Source organism: Streptomyces sp. NPDC053431 (genome assembly GCF_044544925.1).
Classification (GTDB): domain Bacteria; phylum Actinomycetota; class Actinomycetes; order Streptomycetales; family Streptomycetaceae; genus Streptomyces.
Genome location: NZ_JBITXX010000001.1, coordinates 381,695 through 397,576, shown reverse-complemented (window position 1 = coordinate 397,576; position 15,882 = coordinate 381,695). Strand labels below are relative to the sequence as shown.

General features: G+C 72.8%; 14 protein-coding genes and 2 tRNA genes. 6 read left to right on the top strand and 10 right to left on the bottom strand.

Annotation, left to right across the window (positions count from 1 at the left end):
• Positions 1-26 precede the first annotated feature (26 nt).
• Positions 27-103: transfer RNA gene (locus tag ACIGXE_RS01660), tRNA-Pro, on the bottom strand.
• Positions 104-238: 135 nt separating this feature from the next.
• Between ACIGXE_RS01660 and ACIGXE_RS01655 the strand changes: the two genes are divergently transcribed.
• Positions 239-309 (top strand) — tRNA-Gly (locus ACIGXE_RS01655).
• A gap of 107 nt (positions 310-416) precedes the next feature.
• Here the strand turns inward: ACIGXE_RS01655 and ACIGXE_RS01650 are convergent.
• The 5 genes from ACIGXE_RS01650 to ACIGXE_RS01630 all read right to left on the bottom strand — a co-directional run bounded on the left by ACIGXE_RS01650 (position 417) and on the right by ACIGXE_RS01630 (position 5,737).
• Complete coding sequence (locus ACIGXE_RS01650; RefSeq protein WP_365340041.1) at positions 417-611, bottom strand: hypothetical protein; 195 nt, start codon at positions 609-611, stop codon at positions 417-419.
• Positions 612-770: 159 nt separating this feature from the next.
• The gene (locus ACIGXE_RS01645) at positions 771-1,244 is read right to left on the bottom strand and encodes an HD domain-containing protein (protein WP_399741394.1); all 474 of its coding nucleotides are present in this window, start codon (positions 1,242-1,244) and stop codon (positions 771-773) included.
• Between the two features lie 4 nt (positions 1,245-1,248).
• Positions 1,249-3,669, bottom strand: coding sequence for an FtsX-like permease family protein (locus tag ACIGXE_RS01640; protein ID WP_399741391.1), 2,421 nt, complete (start codon positions 3,667-3,669; stop codon positions 1,249-1,251).
• Positions 3,669-4,439 (bottom strand): ABC transporter ATP-binding protein, encoded by a 771-nt coding sequence (locus ACIGXE_RS01635; RefSeq protein ID WP_399741388.1) that lies wholly within the window; start codon positions 4,437-4,439, stop codon positions 3,669-3,671. The genes ACIGXE_RS01640 and ACIGXE_RS01635 overlap by 1 nt, the downstream gene beginning before the upstream one ends.
• A gap of 152 nt (positions 4,440-4,591) precedes the next feature.
• Positions 4,592-5,737, bottom strand: a complete 1,146-nt coding sequence (locus ACIGXE_RS01630) for a PP2C family protein-serine/threonine phosphatase (protein ID WP_399741385.1) — start codon at positions 5,735-5,737, stop codon at positions 4,592-4,594.
• Positions 5,738-5,844: 107 nt separating this feature from the next.
• Here ACIGXE_RS01630 and ACIGXE_RS01625 point away from each other — a divergent pair, with 107 nt between their 5' ends.
• Complete coding sequence (locus ACIGXE_RS01625) at positions 5,845-7,074, top strand: GNAT family N-acetyltransferase (protein ID WP_399741382.1); 1,230 nt, start codon at positions 5,845-5,847, stop codon at positions 7,072-7,074.
• A 37-nt stretch (positions 7,075-7,111) separates the two neighbouring features.
• Here ACIGXE_RS01625 and ACIGXE_RS01620 read toward each other — a convergent pair whose 3' ends face one another.
• Both ACIGXE_RS01620 and ACIGXE_RS01615 read right to left on the bottom strand, forming a co-directional pair.
• A complete protein-coding gene (locus ACIGXE_RS01620) occupies positions 7,112-7,930 on the bottom strand; it encodes an Fpg/Nei family DNA glycosylase (RefSeq protein WP_399741379.1) in 819 nt (272 codons plus the stop codon).
• Positions 7,930-8,424 (bottom strand): ribose-5-phosphate isomerase, encoded by a 495-nt coding sequence (locus ACIGXE_RS01615; RefSeq protein ID WP_365340029.1) that lies wholly within the window; start codon positions 8,422-8,424, stop codon positions 7,930-7,932. The genes ACIGXE_RS01620 and ACIGXE_RS01615 overlap by 1 nt, the downstream gene beginning before the upstream one ends.
• Before the next feature lie 195 nt (positions 8,425-8,619).
• On the opposite strand from ACIGXE_RS01615, the gene ACIGXE_RS01610 reads away from it, so the two are divergent.
• Entirely contained in the window at positions 8,620-10,095 is a 1,476-nt protein-coding gene (locus ACIGXE_RS01610; RefSeq protein ID WP_399741375.1) for an amino acid permease, read from the top strand.
• A 224-nt stretch (positions 10,096-10,319) separates the two neighbouring features.
• On the opposite strand, the gene ACIGXE_RS01605 is transcribed toward ACIGXE_RS01610, so the two are convergent.
• Positions 10,320-10,913: a biotin transporter BioY gene (locus ACIGXE_RS01605; RefSeq protein ID WP_399741373.1), complete on the bottom strand. Its 594-nt coding sequence runs from the start codon at positions 10,911-10,913 to the stop codon at positions 10,320-10,322.
• 264 nt (positions 10,914-11,177) lie between these two features.
• On the opposite strand from ACIGXE_RS01605, the gene ACIGXE_RS01600 reads away from it, so the two are divergent.
• From ACIGXE_RS01600 to ACIGXE_RS01590, 3 genes are all read left to right on the top strand, one after another.
• Positions 11,178-12,626: an amino acid permease gene (locus ACIGXE_RS01600; RefSeq protein ID WP_399741370.1), complete on the top strand. Its 1,449-nt coding sequence runs from the start codon at positions 11,178-11,180 to the stop codon at positions 12,624-12,626.
• A gap of 117 nt (positions 12,627-12,743) precedes the next feature.
• Positions 12,744-14,207 (top strand): amino acid permease, encoded by a 1,464-nt coding sequence (locus tag ACIGXE_RS01595; protein ID WP_399741367.1) that lies wholly within the window; start codon positions 12,744-12,746, stop codon positions 14,205-14,207.
• A 251-nt stretch (positions 14,208-14,458) separates the two neighbouring features.
• Positions 14,459-15,103, top strand: coding sequence for a superoxide dismutase (locus tag ACIGXE_RS01590; RefSeq protein WP_399741364.1), 645 nt, complete (start codon positions 14,459-14,461; stop codon positions 15,101-15,103).
• Between the two features lie 126 nt (positions 15,104-15,229).
• On the opposite strand, the gene ACIGXE_RS01585 is transcribed toward ACIGXE_RS01590, so the two are convergent.
• On the bottom strand, positions 15,230-15,862 hold the full coding sequence (locus ACIGXE_RS01585; RefSeq protein WP_399741362.1) for a DsbA family protein: 633 nt from the start codon (positions 15,860-15,862) through the stop codon (positions 15,230-15,232).
• Positions 15,863-15,882: the final 20 nt, after the last annotated feature.

The window sequence follows — 15,882 nt, the reverse complement described above, 5'->3', positions numbered from 1 at the left end:
CACGCGCCCCACAACGTGATCTTGGCTGGTCGGGGTGGCGGGATTTGAACCCACGGCCTTCCGCTCCCAAAGCGGACGCGCTACCAAGCTGCGCCACACCCCGTCGGTGCGACACGTAGGGTACATGGACGGGGACGGTGCGACGCCCCCACTTTCCCAGGGGTGTGCGGGGACCTGCCGGAACCCGCTACGATGGCGTCCGTGCCGCCGCGGTGATCAGTCACGGCGCGCGCCGCTCGCGGGCGTAGCTCAATGGTAGAGCCCTAGTCTTCCAAACTAGCTACGCGGGTTCGATTCCCGTCGCCCGCTCTGTACGACCGAAGGCCCGCCGGACACCGTCCGGCGGGCCTTCGTCGTCCTTCGGTCGCACGCGCGCGAAAGCGTCGGCCGTACGCGCTCCCGAGGCTCGTACGGGCTCAGAACTTGATGGACCCGACGGTCTGCGTTATCGAGTCGAGGAAGCGCTGGATGTCGTCGGCCATGCCCGTGGAGGCGAGGAAGAAGCCGAAGAGCACCGCGACGACGGCCGGTCCGGCCTTCAGGTTCCCGCCACGGATCAACACCACCATGATGATCGCCAACAGCAGCACCACGGACAGTGAAATGGCCACAACTGATCACACCCTCGGTCGGTCCCGCCTTGCCGCCCGGGAGCGCACGTCACAGAACACCCCCGCCGTACCTATCGTGCCACCAACTTCCTGCCCACCGCGGCCGGGTGACGAATCGTCGACGTAGGAATCAGGCCAAGGTGACGAATTTCGTCTTGATCACGGCGTCGGGGCGCCGGGCGCCGCGAGCCCCAACAGGGCGCGCACCGTGGCGTACTTGGCGGTGAGCCGCTCCCGCGTCGGCGCGTCGAGGACGGCCAGCCGGTCCGGGTCGGCGTTGTGCGCGAGGTCCGACTCCTTGACCAGGAGCGCGCCGGGGGTGGCCAGAATCCGACGGGTGTAGTCCTCGGTGGCCTCCCCCGGGCGCTTCGTGAGCGCCCGGACCATCGCCTTGGTCTCCGCCGGCAGGGCGGCCTCCGCCAGCCACGCCTCGGACAGGGCGTCGTCCTCGACCGAGTCGTGCAGCCAGGCCGCCGCGATCTGCGCGTCGCTGCCGCCCCGTACCCGCACGCCCTCGGCGACGGCCCGCAGGTGCTCCGCGTACGGGCGGCCCGCCTTGTCGGTCTGTCCCGCGTGGGCGGCGACGGCCAGGGCCTCGATCTCGGCCAGGGTGAGGTACGGGGTGCCGGTCATGCGGTCAGCGTAGTGCGGCCCTGGCGGGCAGGGCGGTGGCCGCGAGACCGAGGACGACGGTGGCGACGGCGAAGGAGCCGTAGACGAGCGGCGGGATGTACGGGCCCTCGCCGGTCAGGCCGCGGGTCATGGGCACGAGGGTGGCCAGGGCGATCCCGGTGCCCAGCGCGAGGCCCGCCAGGGTGACGAGCAGGGACTCCCGGCGGATCATGCCCAGGACCTGGCGGCGGGTGGTGCCGACGAGGCGGAGGGTGCGCAGTTCGCGGCGCCGGTCGAGGACGGTCATCACCAGGGTGTTGACCGCGGCGACCGCCGCGAAGCCGCCGAGGACCGCGGCCATGGTGGTGTTGGCCCAGGCACTGAGCTCGCGGTCGCGGCTCTGCGCGGCGAGCCGGCCGGCGGCGTCGGTGACGGTGCCGAGGGCGGCGAGATCGGCGGGCCGCCCGCCGCGGACGAGGAGCTCCCCGGCGTACGGGACGGTGACATGGCCGGCAAGGTCGGCGGCGGCGAGGGTGACCTCGGCGAGGCCGAGGCCCCGGCCGTAGGTCGCCACGACCCGGGGCGAGGCGGTGCGGCCGTCGGGCAGCCGCAGGTCGAGGCGCTGCCCGGGGCGTACGTGCGCGGCGTCGGCCAGGTTGGCGTCGACCGCGACCGTGCCGGGGCGCAGGGCGGCGAGCGAGCCGCTGCGCACGTCGAGGTCGAGGACCGGGGTGGGGTCGGCGGAGACGCCCTGCGCGGTGGCGCTCCGGAAGCCCGCGTCGCGGTCGGGGAGGAGCACCGCGGTGTGCTGGACGGCCACGGCCGCGGTGACGCCGGGGAGGCCGGCGGCGCGTTCGACGGCTCCGGCGGGGAGACCGGCCGGGGCGGTGACGACGTGGTCGGCGACGACTCCGGCCCGCTGCTGGTGCTCGGTGGCCCGGTCGACGCTGGTGTGCAGGAAGACGAGGGTGGACGCGAAGGACATCGCGAGCACGATCGGGGTGAGCGCGGAGGCCAGCCGGCGCGCGTTGCCGCGGGAGTTGGCGGCGGCCAGGTGTCCGGCGGCGCCGGAGGCGCGCAGCGGCAGCCCGGACAGGGCCGCGCAGAGCCGGGCGATGAGCGGGCCGAGCAGGGCGACGGCCAGCATGAACAGCATGACGACGCCGAGGGCCGCGTTGGCGGCGCTCTCGCCGGACTGGGCGGCGGCGACGCCGGCGAGCACGACACCGCCGGCCAGGGCGGCCACCCCGAACGCGGTACGGACGGGGCCGGTCGCGCGCCGCTCGACCTGCGCCTCGGCGAGGGCGCTGCCGGGTGCGATGCGCGCGGGGCGGCGGGCGGCGGCGCGTCCGGCGAGCAGGGCGGTCAGGACGACGGCGAGGACGGCGGCGCAGAACGGCAGCGGGCCGGTGTCGAGCCGCACGCCCTCGGGCACCGCGCCCTTGTCCTGGAGCTGTCCGAACCACCAGGTGGCGAGGGCGAGGCCGGGCAGGCAGCCGAGGGCGCCGGCGAGCGGCGCGAGCAGCAGGGACTCGGTGGCGATGGAGCGGCGCAGCTGGCGCGGGGTCGCGCCGATCGCCCGCAGCAGGGCGAACTCGCGGGACCGCTGGCCCACCGAGAGCGCGACGGTGCCGGCGGCGGTGAAGACGGCGACGAGGGCGGCGGTGCCGCCGAAGGATCCGCCGAGCGCGATCAGCATCTCCTTCGCGGCGGGCAGCGCGGCCCCTTCGGCGAGGCTGCGCCGGTCCCCGGTGTACACCTCGGCCGTGCCGTGCAGCGCGCGGTCCAGCCGGGCGGCGAGCGTGCCGGGGGCGGTGCCGTCCTCGGGCCGGACGGCCACGGCGTCGACGAGACCGGGATGCCCGGAGAGGGCGAGGGCCTGGGCGTCGGAGAGCAGGATTCCGGGCGCCGCGGTGGTGCCGGAGACCGTGAGGGTGGTGCGGCCGGCGGGGGTGTCCAGGGTGATCCGCTCCCCCACGCGCGCGTGGCCGCCTTCCGCCACCGCCTCGCCGGGCCCCGGGGGCGTGCCGGCCGTGAGGCGGGTGCCGGTGAGGGCGGCGAAGCCCCAGCCGGAGGCGGTGAGCGGGGCGCCGGTGGCGTCCCGTACGGGGTAGGCGACGTCGCCGACGGCACGGGCGGTGCCCGGGACGGCGGCGGCGGCGCGCACCAGGGAGGCGTCGAGCCGGGCCCGGTCGGGGACGGCGGCGGAGACGGTCTCGCGCTCGGCGCCCCGGTCGACGGTGACGTGCACCTGCTGGTCGGCGGCGACGACGACGGGGGCGCCGGCGTAGCGGGCGGGCGGGACGGAGGCGGTGATGCCGGTCTGGAGGAGCAGGCCGCAGCCGGAGACGACGGCCGCGGCGAGCAGCAGGGCGACGAAGGTGCCGGCGAAGGAGGACGGCTTGAAGCGGACGGCGGCGCGGGCGAGGCCGTTGGGGCGGAACATCAGGCGGCCACCCCGACCCGGGCGGCGGCGGTGAGCTCGGTCATGCGGCCGGCGATCCGGGCCGGGGCGGACCGGGGCAGGCGGTCGGCGAGGGCGCCGTCGGCGAGGAAGAGCACCTGGTCGGCGTGGGAGGCGGCGACGGGGTCGTGGGTGACCATGACGACGGTCGCGCCGAGCCGGTCGACGGCGCCGCGCAGCAGGGCGAGGATCTCGCCGGCGGTCGTGGTGTCCAGGGCGCCGGTCGGTTCGTCGCCGAAGATCACGTCGGGGCGGGTGACGAGGGCCCGGGCGATGGCGACCCGCTGCTGCTGGCCGCCGGACAGCTCGGAGGGCCGGCGGGCGCCCTTGTCGCCGAGGCCGACCTGGGCGAGGACCTCGGCGGCGCGCTGCCGGTCGGGGCGGCCGCCGGCGAGCCGCAGCGGGAGCAGGACGTTCTGCTCGACGGTGAGCGAGGGCAGCAGGTTGAAGGCCTGGAAGACGAAGCCGAGGCGGCTGCGGCGCAGTTCGGTGAGCCTGTTCTCGCCGAGGCCGGTGATCTCGGTGCCGCCGAGCCGGACGGACCCGGCGGTGGGGCGGTCGAGTCCGGCCGCGCACTGGAGGAAGGTGGACTTGCCGGAGCCGGAGGGGCCCATGACGGCGGTGAAGCTGCCGCGCGGCAGGCTCAGGTCGATGCCGCGCAGGGCGTGCACGGCACGGTCTCCCCTGCCGTACTGGCGTCGTACCGCGGTGAGTTCGACGGCTGCCGTCGTGGGGGCGGCGTCCCGGGCCATGGGTTCCTCCGTACGTTCGTGATCGTCCCTACGAACGTACGGATCGGGGCAGGTCGGGGACCATGACGGCGGCCGGTGGATCATGGGTGGGGTTGTCCCCACCCGGCGCGGGGGGCCGGCCCCGGGCGGCCGGACGGGCCTCGGTCCGCGCCCTAGCCGTCGCGGCTGATCAGGAGCAGCGCGCGGTCGTCGTTGACGTCCTTCGCGCAGGCCTCGATGAGGTGCCAGGCGGCGCCCTCGAAGCCGGCGGTGACATAGCGGTCGGCCTCGCCGGTGAGGCGGTCGATGCCCTCGGCGATGTCACGGTCGGCGCTCTCCACGAGGCCGTCGGTGAAGAGCATGAGGACGTCGCCGGGGCGCAGCGAGCCCTTGACCGGGTGGAACTCGGCGCCGTCGTAGACGCCGAGGAGGGGGCCTTCGGCGGCCTTCTCCTCCCAGCGTCCGCTGCCCGCGTGCAGCTGGAGCGCGGGAAGGTGGCCGGCGGAGAGGAGCTCGTAGTCGCCGGACTCCAGGTCGAGGACGAGGTGGATGGAGGTGGCGAAGCCCTCGTCCCAGTCCTGGCGCAGCAGGTAGGCGTTGGCGGCGGGCAGGAAGCCGTGCGGGGGCAGCGAGCCGAGCAGGCCGCCGAAGGCGCCGGAGAGCAGCAGGGCGCGGGAGCCCGCGTCCATGCCCTTGCCGGAGACGTCGGTGAGCAGGACCTCCAGGGTGCGGCCGCCGTTGGTGCGGGCCGCGACGACGAAGTCGCCCGAGAAGGACTGGCCGCCGGCCGGGCGGAGCGCCATCTCGCGGTGCCAGCCGGCCGGGAGGCGGGGCAGCGCGCTCTGCACGCGGATGCGTTCGCGCAGGTCGAAGAGCATGGTGCCGCCCCGGCGCCAGGGCACGCCGACGCGGGCCCGGAACTGGGCGATGAGCAGTCCGAACAGGCCGCAGGCGGCGACGACCAGGACGGTGCCGGGGGTGACCCGGGCGGGGCCCTGGGTGTACGGGCCGAGCACCACGGACTCGACGATGAGCGCGCCCGCGGCCGCCGCGTACAGGCCGAGGAGGCTGGCGGGGCGCAGGATCAGCCCGCCGGCGACGATCGGCAGCACGAGCGCCACCGGCGAGCACCACACGGGGTTCACGAGGGTGCCGGAGGCGATGGCCGGGACGGTGAGGAGGAGTCCCACGAGGGCGACCCAGTCGGAGCCGTCGCCGCGGAAGTAGTCGACCCCGGACCGGCGCAGCGCGACGCGGACCCGGTGGGCGCTCTTGCGCATCCGGGCCGCGTACGAGTCCACTCCGCCGCGACGTCCCATTGGCCTGGACCCTATCCACCCGATCGGAGCTCGTGCAGGGGGACCCAGGTGACATTGCATTCGAAACCGGGTCGCGTCGGGTGGTGGAGAGCTGATTTCGTTGGCATATGACGACTCGACTGCGGGCTCTCGACCCCTCGGAATGGGACAAGTGGTACGCCGTACTGGAACTCGCGTTCGGGGGTGTTCCGGAAGCGGACGAGGAACGCAAGCTCTGGCAGGAGCTGACCGAGCACGAGCGGTTCATCGGCGCGTGGGACGGGGACCTCTGCGTCGGCACGGCGGGCGCGTTCACCTTCCGGCTGTCCGTGCCCGGGGGCGCCGTGGTGCCGGCGGCCGGCGTGACGATGGTCAGCGTGGCCGGGACGCACCGGCGGCGCGGCGTCCTCACCTCGATGATGCGGCGCCAGCTGGAGGACGTCCGGTCCTGGGGCGAGCCGCTCGCGGTGCTCACGGCCTCGGAGCCGGAGATCTACGGGCGCTTCGGGTACGGCGTGGGCGCGTACTCGGCGCACGCGGCGATCGACACGACCCGGGTGCGGCTGGTCGTGCCGGAGGGCACGGACGAGGTGTCGCTGCGGGTGACGTCGCCGACGGAGGCGCTGGACGCGACGGAGGCGGTGTACGCGGGGCTGGTCACCTCCCGGCCGGGGATGCTGGAGCGGCGGCCCGGCTGGGAGCGGCTCGCGCTGCTCGATCCGCCGGGCGAGCGCGAGGGCGCCTCGCCGCGGCTGTGCGTGCTGGCGGAGCGGGACGGCGAGGTGGTGGGGTACGCGCACTACGCCGTGAAACCGGAGTGGTCCTTCGCGGGTGCCAACGGTTCGGTTTCGGTGGACCAGTTGGCCGGCCTCGACCCGGCGGCGGAGGCCGCGCTGTGGCGCTACCTGTGCTCGGTGGACCTCACCTCGCAGGTACGGTTCCGCAGCCGGCCGGTGGACGACGCCTGGCAGCACCTGGTCACGGACGTCCGGCGCTGCGAGCCGACGGTGCGGGACGCGCTGCACGTGCGGCTGGTGGAGGTGGGCGGGGCGCTCGCGGCGCGGACGTACCAGGCGCCGGTGGACGTGGTGTTCGAGGTCGCGGACGCGTTCTGCCCCTGGAACGAGGGGCGCTGGCGGTTGACGGGGGACGTCGAGGGGGCGGTGTGCGTGCGCACCGACGAGCCCGCCGATCTCGCCCTGTCCGTACGGGAGTTGGGGGCGGCCTATCTGGGCGGGACGTCGTTGGTGTCGCTCGCCGCGGCGGGGCGGGTGCGGGAGGTGCGGCGGGGGGCGCTGCTGGAGACGTCGGTCGCCTTCGGGTCGCCGGTCGCCCCCTGGCTGCCGCACGGTTTCTGAGGTCCGGGGAAGGAACGGACCCCCACGAGGCGGGCGGCTACGACGTCTGGCAGCCGGGGCACCAGAACAGGTTGCGGGCCGCCAGGTCCGCGGTGCGGATCTCCGCGGCGCAGACGTGGCAGGGCTGGTGGGTGCGGCGGTAGACGTAGACCTCGCCGCCGTGGTCGTCGACGCGGGGCGGGCGGCCCATCGCCTCGGGGGTGTGCTCGGGACGGACCGTGTCGATCCGGTTCAGGCGGACGCCCTCCCGCATCAGCGCGACCAGGTCGTCCCAGATCGCCCGCCACTCCCGCTCGGTCAGGTCCTGGCCGGCGCGGTACGGGTCGATGCCGTGCCGGAAGAGGACCTCGGCGCGGTAGACGTTGCCGACGCCCGCGACGACCTTCTGGTCCATGAGCAGGGCGGCGATCGTCGTGCGGGACCTCGAGATCCGGCGCCAGGCCTTCTCGGGGCCGTCCGCGGGGCGCAGCGGGTCGGGGCCGAGCCGGTCGTGTATCGCCCGCTTCTCGGCGTCCGTGATCAGCGCGCAGGTCGTCGGGCCGCGCAGGTCGACGTAGGCGTCGGGGTTCGCCAGCCGCAGCCGCACCGTGTCGGTGGGCGGCGGCGCGGGGGCGTCGGTGGTGTCGCCGAAGGTCACCTTGCCGAAGAGGCCCAGGTGGATGTGGACCCACTCGTCGCCGGGGAAGCCGAGGAAGAGGTGCTTGCCGTGGGCCTCGGTGCCGGCGAGGACGCAGCCGTCGAGGAGGGCGGCGGAGTCGGCGAACTTGCCCTGCGGGCTGGAGACGCGCACAGGCCGGCCGCCGAACCGTTCCCGGTAGTCGGCGGCCAGCCGGTGGATGGTGTGCCCTTCGGGCATCAGGCGGTGGGCTCCTGGGGGTGGTGGGCCGGGATGGGCGGGAGCTCCCCGGTGGTCTCGTACGCGGCGAGCATGTCGATGCGGCGCGTGTGGCGCTCGTCGCCCGAGTAGGGGGTCTTGAGGAAGACCTCGACGAAGGTGGTGGCCTCGTCCTGGGAGTGCATGCGGGCGCCGACGGCGACGACGTTGGCGTTGTTGTGCTCGCGGCCGAGGGCGGCGGTCTGCACGCTCCAGGCGAGGGCGGCGCGCACCCCCTTGACCTTGTTGGCGGCGATCTGCTCGCCGTTGCCGGAGCCGCCGATCACGATGCCGAGGCTGTCCGGGTCGGCGGCCGTCCGCTCCGCGGCGCGCAGACAGAACGGCGGGTAGTCGTCCTGGGCGTCGTAGATGTGGGGGCCGCAGTCGACGGGCTCGTGGCCGTGGGCCTTGAGCCACTCGACGAGGTGGTTCTTGAGTTCGTATCCGGCATGGTCGGAGCCGAGGTAGACGCGCATGGTTCCGAGTGTGGCACGCCGGGGCCCGGGTAACGGTCAGCGGGGTCGGGACCTTGGTCCGGGACTTCCGTCCTATTGGTCCGGACCTTATGTCCTGAATCACGATCCGGAGTCAGCCCTTCCGTACTCGCGGGTCTCCGGGTTACATGGCTCCGGCTCGCGACCCGAGCCTGTCCCCACACGAAGGAAGCGTTCATGAACACGCAGCCGACCCTGGCGAAGGAAGGCGGCAACACCGGAAACACCGGTGATTCGCAGCTCTCCCCCGGCACCCACGGCTCCGACGGCCTCAAGGCCGGCCTCAAGAACCGCCACCTGTCGATGATCGCCATCGGCGGCGTCATCGGCGCCGGCCTCTTCGTCGGCTCCGGCTCCGGAATCGCCGCGGCCGGCCCCGCCATCCTCCTTTCCTACGCGCTCGTCGGCGCCATGGTCGTCTTCGTGATGCGGATGCTCGGCGAGATGGCCGCCGCCCGCCCCTCCTCCGGCTCCTTCTCGGCCTACGCCGACCAGGCGCTCGGCCGCTGGGCCGGCTTCACCATCGGCTGGCTGTACTGGTTCTTCTGGGTCGTCGTGCTCGCCGTGGAGGCGACCGCCGGCGCCAAGATCCTGGAGAGCTGGATCCCGGCCGTCCCGCAGTGGGGCTGGGCGCTCATCGTCATGGTGGTGCTCACCGCCACCAACCTCGCCTCGGTCTCCTCGTACGGCGAGTTCGAGTTCTGGTTCGCGGGCATCAAGGTCGTCGCCATCGCCGCCTTCGTGGTCGTCGGCCTGCTGGCCGTCTTCGGCGTGCTGCCGGGCTCGGACAACCCCGGCGCGGGCTTCGCGCACCTCACCGACGCCGGGGGCTTCTTCCCGATGGGCGCGGGCGCGATCCTCACCGGTGTCCTGATGGTCGTCTTCTCCTTCATGGGCAGCGAGATCGTCACCCTGGCCGCCGGCGAGTCGGAGGACCCGCAGCGCGCCGTCACCAAGGCCACCAACAGCGTGATCTGGCGGATCGGCGTCTTCTACCTGGGCTCGATCTTCGTGGTCCTCACCCTGCTGCCGTGGAACGACAAGTCGATCGTCGACAAGGGCTCGTACGTCGCCGCCCTCGACTCCATCGGCATCCCGCACGCCGGCCAGGTCATGAACGTGATCGTCCTGACCGCCGTGCTGTCCTGCCTCAACTCGGGCCTGTACACCGCCTCCCGCATGGCCTTCTCGCTCGGCCGGCGCGGTGACGCGCCCAAGGCCTTCGCCCGCACCAACCAGCGCGGTGTGCCGGTGGCGGCGATCCTCGCCTCGGTGGCCTTCGGCTTCGTCGCGGTCTTCTTCAACTACAAGTGGCCGGACACCGTCTTCGCCTTCCTGCTGAACTCCTCCGGCGCCGTCGCCCTCTTCGTCTGGCTGGTCATCTGCCTCACCCAGCTGAAGATGCGCGGGATCATCCAGCGCGAGTCGCCCGAGAAGCTGATCGTGAAGATGTGGCTCTTCCCGTACCTGACCTGGGCCACCGCCGCGATGATCGTCTTCGTCCTCGGCTACATGGTCTACGACGGCGGCAGCAACCGTGAGCAGGTCGTGCTCTCGCTGCTCGTCGCGGCCCTCGTGCTCGCGATCGGTCTCGTCAAGGACCGGCTCGTGAAGGCCAAGGGCGAGCAGGCGGAGCTCACCGACACGGTCTGAACCCCCGCCTGAGGGAGACCGTCAGGCATCCGCGAAAGGCTCTCCGTACACCGAGCACCTCGGGAACGGAGGGCCTTTCCGTGTCCGGCCTGCGGAAGCCGGTGAGCCGCACGACGACGCCGACGCCGACGCCGACGCCGACGATAACGACGCCGGTACGACGAAGAGGCTCGCCGGACCAGGTCGGAACCCGATCCGGCGAGCCTCTTCGGAGGGAGAGAGCGTCAGCCCTTGCGGCCGGCGAGCTTCCAGGCGGCCGGCAGGGCGCCCATGGCGAGGGCGGCCTTGAGCGCGTCGCCGATCAGGAACGGGGTGAGGCCCGCGGCGACCGCCTGGCCGAAGCTCATGCCGGTGGCCAGGGCCAGGTACGGCACGCCGACCGCGTAGATGATCGCGGAGCCGAGCACCATGGTGCCGGCGGTGCGGAGGACCGAGCGGTCGGCGCCGCGGCGGGCCAGGCCGCCGACGACGGCGGCGGCCAGCACCATGCCGAGGATGTAGCCGAAGGACGGCATGGCGAAGCCCGAGGTGGCCTGGGCGAACCACGGCACGCCCGCCATGCCGGCGACGGCGTACAGGCCGAGGGAGAGGAAGCCGCGGCGGGCGCCGAGCGCGGTGCCGACGAGCAGGGCGGCGAAGGTCTGGCCGGAGACCGGGACCGGGGAGCCGGGGACCGGGACGGAGAGCTGGGCGGCGAGGCCCGTCAGCGCGGCACCGCCGACGACGAGCGCGAGGTCGCGGACCCGGCTCGCCGGGACGAGGTCGGCCAGGACCGTGCCGGAACGGAGGGAGGAGACGGGGGCGGCGGCGGTGCTCATCGGTACTCCGCGGGGTGAGGGGGACGGTTGACAGGGCGTGACAGGCTCGACCGTATGCCAGCGGTGACCGGCCGATCACCATCAGCCGCCCACAAAGCGGGGGTTGAGCCCTTCGTGGAGATCAAACAAAGCCCGTTTTCCCCACCGAATGCAGAGTGACCCTTGTCACTGGGAACTCCTGCACAGTGGTCCCTTTTGCGCCACGGGCCCGTCACCGGAGAGACTGTGGGGTCTCCATAAACCGTCCGAGAGCGCGAATCCCTCATGCACGACTCCCCGGCCCCCGAACCGGAGCCCCTCTCCCCCGGACTGAAGCAGCGTCATCTGACGATGCTGGGCCTCGGCGGGGTGATCGGCGCGGGGCTCTTCGTGGGCTCGGGCGCGGGCATCGCGGTCGCCGGTCCCGGCATCGTCGTCTCGTACCTGATCGCGGGCGCGCTCGCGATGCTGATCATGCGCATGCTGGGCGAGATGTCGGCGGCGATGCCGGCCTCCGGCGCCTTCTCGGTGCACGCGGAACGGGCGCTCGGGCGCTGGGCGGGCTTCTCGGTGGGCTGGCTCTACTGGTTCCTGCTCGTGGTGGTGCTCGCCGTGGAGGCGACCGGCGCGGCCCGGATCGCGCACGGCTGGGTGCCGGGGGTCCCGCAGTGGGGCTGGGTGCTGCTCTTCATGGTGGTGTTCACGGTCACGAACCTGGCGGCGGTGAAGAACTTCGGCGAGTTCGAGTTCTGGTTCGCCGCGCTCAAGATCGGCGCGATCGTGCTGTTCCTGGTGCTCGGCGTGCTGGCGATCGCGGGATGGCTGCCCACGGCGGCGGGTTCGTCCGAACCGGTGGGCCTGACGTATCTGACCGGCCAGGGCGGCTTCCTGCCGCACGGCTGGTCGGGCGTGGTGTCCGGGGTGCTGGCCGTCGTGTTCGCCTTCGGCGGTCTGGAGGTCGTGACGATCGCGGCGGCCGAGTCGGACGACCCGGCGCGCAACGTGGCCCGGGCGGTGCGCAGCGCCGTGTGGCGCATCCTCTTCTTCTACGTGGGCTCGATGCTGGTGATCGTCACCCTGCTGCCGTGGACCGCGATGAAGCCGGGCGAGTCCCCGTACGTGGCGGTCCTGGACGCGATCGGGGTGCCGGCGGCCGGGCAGATCATGAACGTGGTGGTGTTCGTGGCGCTGCTGTCGGCGCTCAACGCCAATCTGTACGGCTCCTCGCGGATGGTGTTCTCGCTCGCCGAGCGCGGGGAGGCGCCGAAGGGGCTGCTCAGGATCGCGCGCGGCGGGGTGCCGCGGCGGGCGGTGCTCGCGTCCGTGGCCTTCGGCTTCGTCTCCGTGCTGCTCAATCTCAGGTGGCCGGATTCGGTCTTCCTCTACATGCTCAACGCGGTCGGCGCGGTCCTGCTGTTCGTGTGGGCGCTGATCGCGGTGTCCCAGCTGCGGCTGCGGCGCCGGATCGAGCGCGAGGCGCCGCAGTCGCTGACCCTGCGCGTGTGGGGCTACCCGTGGCTGACCTGGACGGCGCTCGCGGCGATGGCGGCGGTGCTCGTGCTGATGCTGCTCGACGACGGCTCCCGGCCGCAGGTGCTGTGGTCGTCCGGGGCGACGGCGGCGGTCCTGGCGGCGGCGGGGGTGCGCGAGCTGCGCGCGCGGCGCGCCCCGGCCCTGACGCCGGCTCCGGCCCCGGCCGCCGCCTCGTCCGGCTCCTCCACGAAGCGAGACTGAATCTTCACCTTGTGTGAAGGTCGTGACCGTATAGCGGACATCCGTTCCCTGTGAGCGGTGCGGCCCCACAGACTGTGGCGCACCCTCCCCGTCTCAGCTACTGAACAGGGTTCGCCCATGTCTCGGACCACCGCGCCCGCCCCGGCCGACCGCAAGGACGGCGCGACCGCTCCCACCGGCCTGACGCACGGCCTCAAGCAGCGCCATCTGTCGATGATCGCCCTCGGCGGCGTCATCGGCGCCGGCCTCTTCGTCGGCTCCGGCGCCGGCATCGCGGCCGCCGGCCCGTCGATCGTCCTCGCCTACGCGATCTCCGGCGTGCTCGTCATGCTGGTCATGCGGATGCTGGGCGAGATGTCGGCGGCCAACCCGGCCTCCGGCTCCTTCTCCGTCCACGCCGAGCGCGCCTTCGGCCCGTGGGCCGGCTTCACCGCGGGCTGGGCCTTCTGGTTCCTGCTCTGCGTGGCCGTCGGCCTGGAGGGCATCGGCGCCGCGAACATCATGACCGGCTGGTTCCCCGGCACCCCGGCGTGGGCCTGGGTGGCCCTCTTCATGCTGGTGTTCTGCGGCACCAACCTGGCGGCCGTGAAGAACTTCGGCGAGTTCGAGTTCTGGTTCGCCGCGCTCAAGGTCGGCGCGATCGTCCTCTTCCTCGGCATCGGCGTGCTCGCCATCACCGGTGTGCTGCCCGGCTCCGACGCCCCGGGCACCGCCAACCTGACCGGGGACGGCGGCTTCTTCCCGCACGGCTCCGAGGGCCTGATCGTCGGCCTGCTCGCCTCCGTCTTCGCGTACGGCGGTCTGGAGACGGTCACCATCGCCGCGGCCGAGTCCGAGCACCCGGTGCAGGGCGTCGCCAAGGCGGTCCGTACGGCGATGTGGCGCATCGCGGTCTTCTACATCGGCTCCATGGCGGTCATCGTCACCCTCGTCCCGTGGGGCGACAAGGCCGTCGTCGAGAAGGGCCCGTACGTCGCCACCCTCGACCACCTGGGCATCCCGGCGGCCGGCCAGATCATGAACGTGGTCGTCCTGGTCGCCCTGCTCTCGGCCATGAACGCCAACATCTACGGCGCCTCCCGCATGGCCTGCTCGCTGGTCGCCCGTGACCAGGGGCCGAAGGCGCTCGGCCGCACCTTCGGCGGCGTGCCGCGCCCGGCCGTCCTCGTCTCCTGCGTCGTCGGCTTCGGCTGTGTGCTGCTGAGCTACTGGTCGCCGGACAAGGCCTTCATCTGGCTGCTCAACACCATCGGCGCGATCATCCTGGTCGTCTGGTTCTTCATCGCGGCCTCCCAGCTGGTGCTGCGCCGCCGCACCGAGCGCGAGGCGCCGGAGACCCTGGTCGTGAAGATGTGGGGCTTCCCGGTGCTCACCTGGGTGGCGCTGGCCGGCATGCTCGCGGTCTTCGTCCTGATGGCCCGCGAGGAGGGCACCCGCGTCCAGCTCTACTCGACGGGCGCCCTGACGCTGGTGCTCGCGGCGATCGGCCTCGCGCTGCAGAAGAGGCGCGGGACGGCCCCCGCGACGCCGACGCCGGCCGGGAACCCGACGCCTTCCGAGACGGTGACCGACGAGGCCTGATCGGCTGCCCTCCCTCCCGTATGACCGCGCCCCGCCGGGCTTTCCGGCGGGGCGCGTCGCGTTTCCGGACCGGCCGGGGGTGGGCCGGCCGGGGAGTGGCCGGCCGGGGGGCCGGCCAAGAGACGCGGCTTCACGGACCCAGGCCCAGAGACTGATCAACTTATGCCGCATCTGCTGTTAGCCTGCACTTGCACATAGCTTGCAATAAGCAGTCACCGAGCAGTCGATCGAAGGGGTCAGGGGTTCGGCGCATGGCGATCTACACACTTCCGGAGCTGCCGTACGACTACGCGGCGCTGGAGCCGGTGATCAATCCGCAGATCATCGAGCTGCACCACGACAAGCACCACGCCGCCTACGTCAAGGGCGCGAACGACACGCTGGAGCAGCTGGAGGAGGCCCGCGACAAGGAGCAGTGGGGCTCGATCAACGGCCTGGAGAAGAACCTGGCCTTCCACCTCTCGGGCCACATCCTGCACTCCATCTACTGGAACAACATGAACAGCCCGAAGGACGGAGGCGGCGGCGAGCCGCTGGCGGCCGACGGGGTCGGCGAGCTGGCCGACGCGATCACCGAGTCCTTCGGCTCCTTCGCCAGGTTCAAGGCGCAGCTGACCAAGGCCGCGGCGACCACCCAGGGCTCCGGCTGGGGTGTCCTCGCCTACGAGCCGATCAGCCGCCGCCTCATCGTCGAGCAGGTCTACGACCACCAGGGCAACGTCGGCCAGGGCTCGGTCCCGGTCCTCGTCTTCGACGCCTGGGAGCACGCCTTCTACCTGCAGTACAAGAACCAGAAGGTCGACTTCATCGAGGCCATGTGGCAGGTCGTCGACTGGCAGGACGTGCAGAAGCGCTACCGGGCCGCGCAGGCGAGCGTTCCGCTGATCGCCTTCTGAGCCCCTCCAGGACTCCCCGGCTCCTGCTCGTGATCGTCTTCTCCACCTTCACCGGGCAGGCGGATGAAAAGGGACGGCCCCCGCGGTGACGTGAACCGCGGGGGCCGTCCGTGCACGAGGCGGCGCTCACTCGAAGCTGGGCGAGGCCGTCCGCGTGCGCTTGATCTCGAAGAAGCCGGGCGTCGACGCCACGAGCAGCGTGCCGTCCCACAGCCGCGCCGCCGCCTCACCGCGCGGGGTCGGGGTGACGACCGGGCCGAAGAAGGCGACCTCGTCGCCGTCCGCGCCGGGGACGGCGATCACCGGGGTGCCGACGTCCTGGCCCACCTTGTCGATGCCCTCCTTGTGGGAGGCGCGCAGCTCGGCGTCGTACGTGTCCTTGTCGGCGTGGTCGGCGAGCTCGGCCGGCAGGCCGACGTCGGCGAGCGCGGCCACGATCGCCTCGCGGGTCGGGCCCTCGCCCTTGTTGTGGAAGCGGGTGCCGAGCGCCGTGTAGAGCTTGCCGACGACCTCGTCGCCGTGCAGCTGCTGGGCGGCGATCACGACTCGGACCGGACCCCAGGCCTTGGCCATCAGCTCGCGGTACTCGGCCGGCAGCTCGTCGAGACGGTCCTCGTTGAGCACGGCGAGGCTCATCACCTTCCAGCGCACGTCGACCGGGCGCACCTTCTCCACCTCCAGCATCCAGCGGGAGGTCATCCAGGCCCACGGGCACAGCGGGTCGAAGTAGAAGTCGGCGGTGGTCCTGGTCTCGGACATGTCTCTCCTCGGGAGTGCTC

What these genes read in the sequence shown, in the direction of transcription:
- ACIGXE_RS01610 (WP_399741375.1), top strand. Translation starts at nt 8,620, where the DNA reads ATGAACACGCAGCCGACCCTGGCGAAGGAAGGCGGCAACACCGGAAAC.
- ACIGXE_RS01625 (WP_399741382.1), top strand. Translation starts at nt 5,845, where the DNA reads ATGACGACTCGACTGCGGGCTCTCGACCCCTCGGAATGGGACAAGTGG.
- ACIGXE_RS01590 (WP_399741364.1), top strand. Translation starts at nt 14,459, where the DNA reads ATGGCGATCTACACACTTCCGGAGCTGCCGTACGACTACGCGGCGCTG.
- ACIGXE_RS01620 (WP_399741379.1), bottom strand. Translation starts at nt 7,930, where the DNA reads ATGCCCGAAGGGCACACCATCCACCGGCTGGCCGCCGACTACCGGGAA.
- ACIGXE_RS01595 (WP_399741367.1), top strand. Translation starts at nt 12,744, where the DNA reads ATGTCTCGGACCACCGCGCCCGCCCCGGCCGACCGCAAGGACGGCGCG.
- ACIGXE_RS01640 (WP_399741391.1), bottom strand. Translation starts at nt 3,669, where the DNA reads ATGTTCCGCCCCAACGGCCTCGCCCGCGCCGCCGTCCGCTTCAAGCCG.
- ACIGXE_RS01645 (WP_399741394.1), bottom strand. Translation starts at nt 1,244, where the DNA reads ATGACCGGCACCCCGTACCTCACCCTGGCCGAGATCGAGGCCCTGGCC.
- ACIGXE_RS01630 (WP_399741385.1), bottom strand. Translation starts at nt 5,737, where the DNA reads ATGGGACGTCGCGGCGGAGTGGACTCGTACGCGGCCCGGATGCGCAAG.
- ACIGXE_RS01635 (WP_399741388.1), bottom strand. Translation starts at nt 4,439, where the DNA reads ATGGCCCGGGACGCCGCCCCCACGACGGCAGCCGTCGAACTCACCGCG.
- ACIGXE_RS01615 (WP_365340029.1), bottom strand. Translation starts at nt 8,424, where the DNA reads ATGCGCGTCTACCTCGGCTCCGACCATGCCGGATACGAACTCAAGAAC.
- ACIGXE_RS01585 (WP_399741362.1), bottom strand. Translation starts at nt 15,862, where the DNA reads ATGTCCGAGACCAGGACCACCGCCGACTTCTACTTCGACCCGCTGTGC.
- ACIGXE_RS01600 (WP_399741370.1), top strand. Translation starts at nt 11,178, where the DNA reads ATGCACGACTCCCCGGCCCCCGAACCGGAGCCCCTCTCCCCCGGACTG.
- ACIGXE_RS01605 (WP_399741373.1), bottom strand. Translation starts at nt 10,913, where the DNA reads ATGAGCACCGCCGCCGCCCCCGTCTCCTCCCTCCGTTCCGGCACGGTC.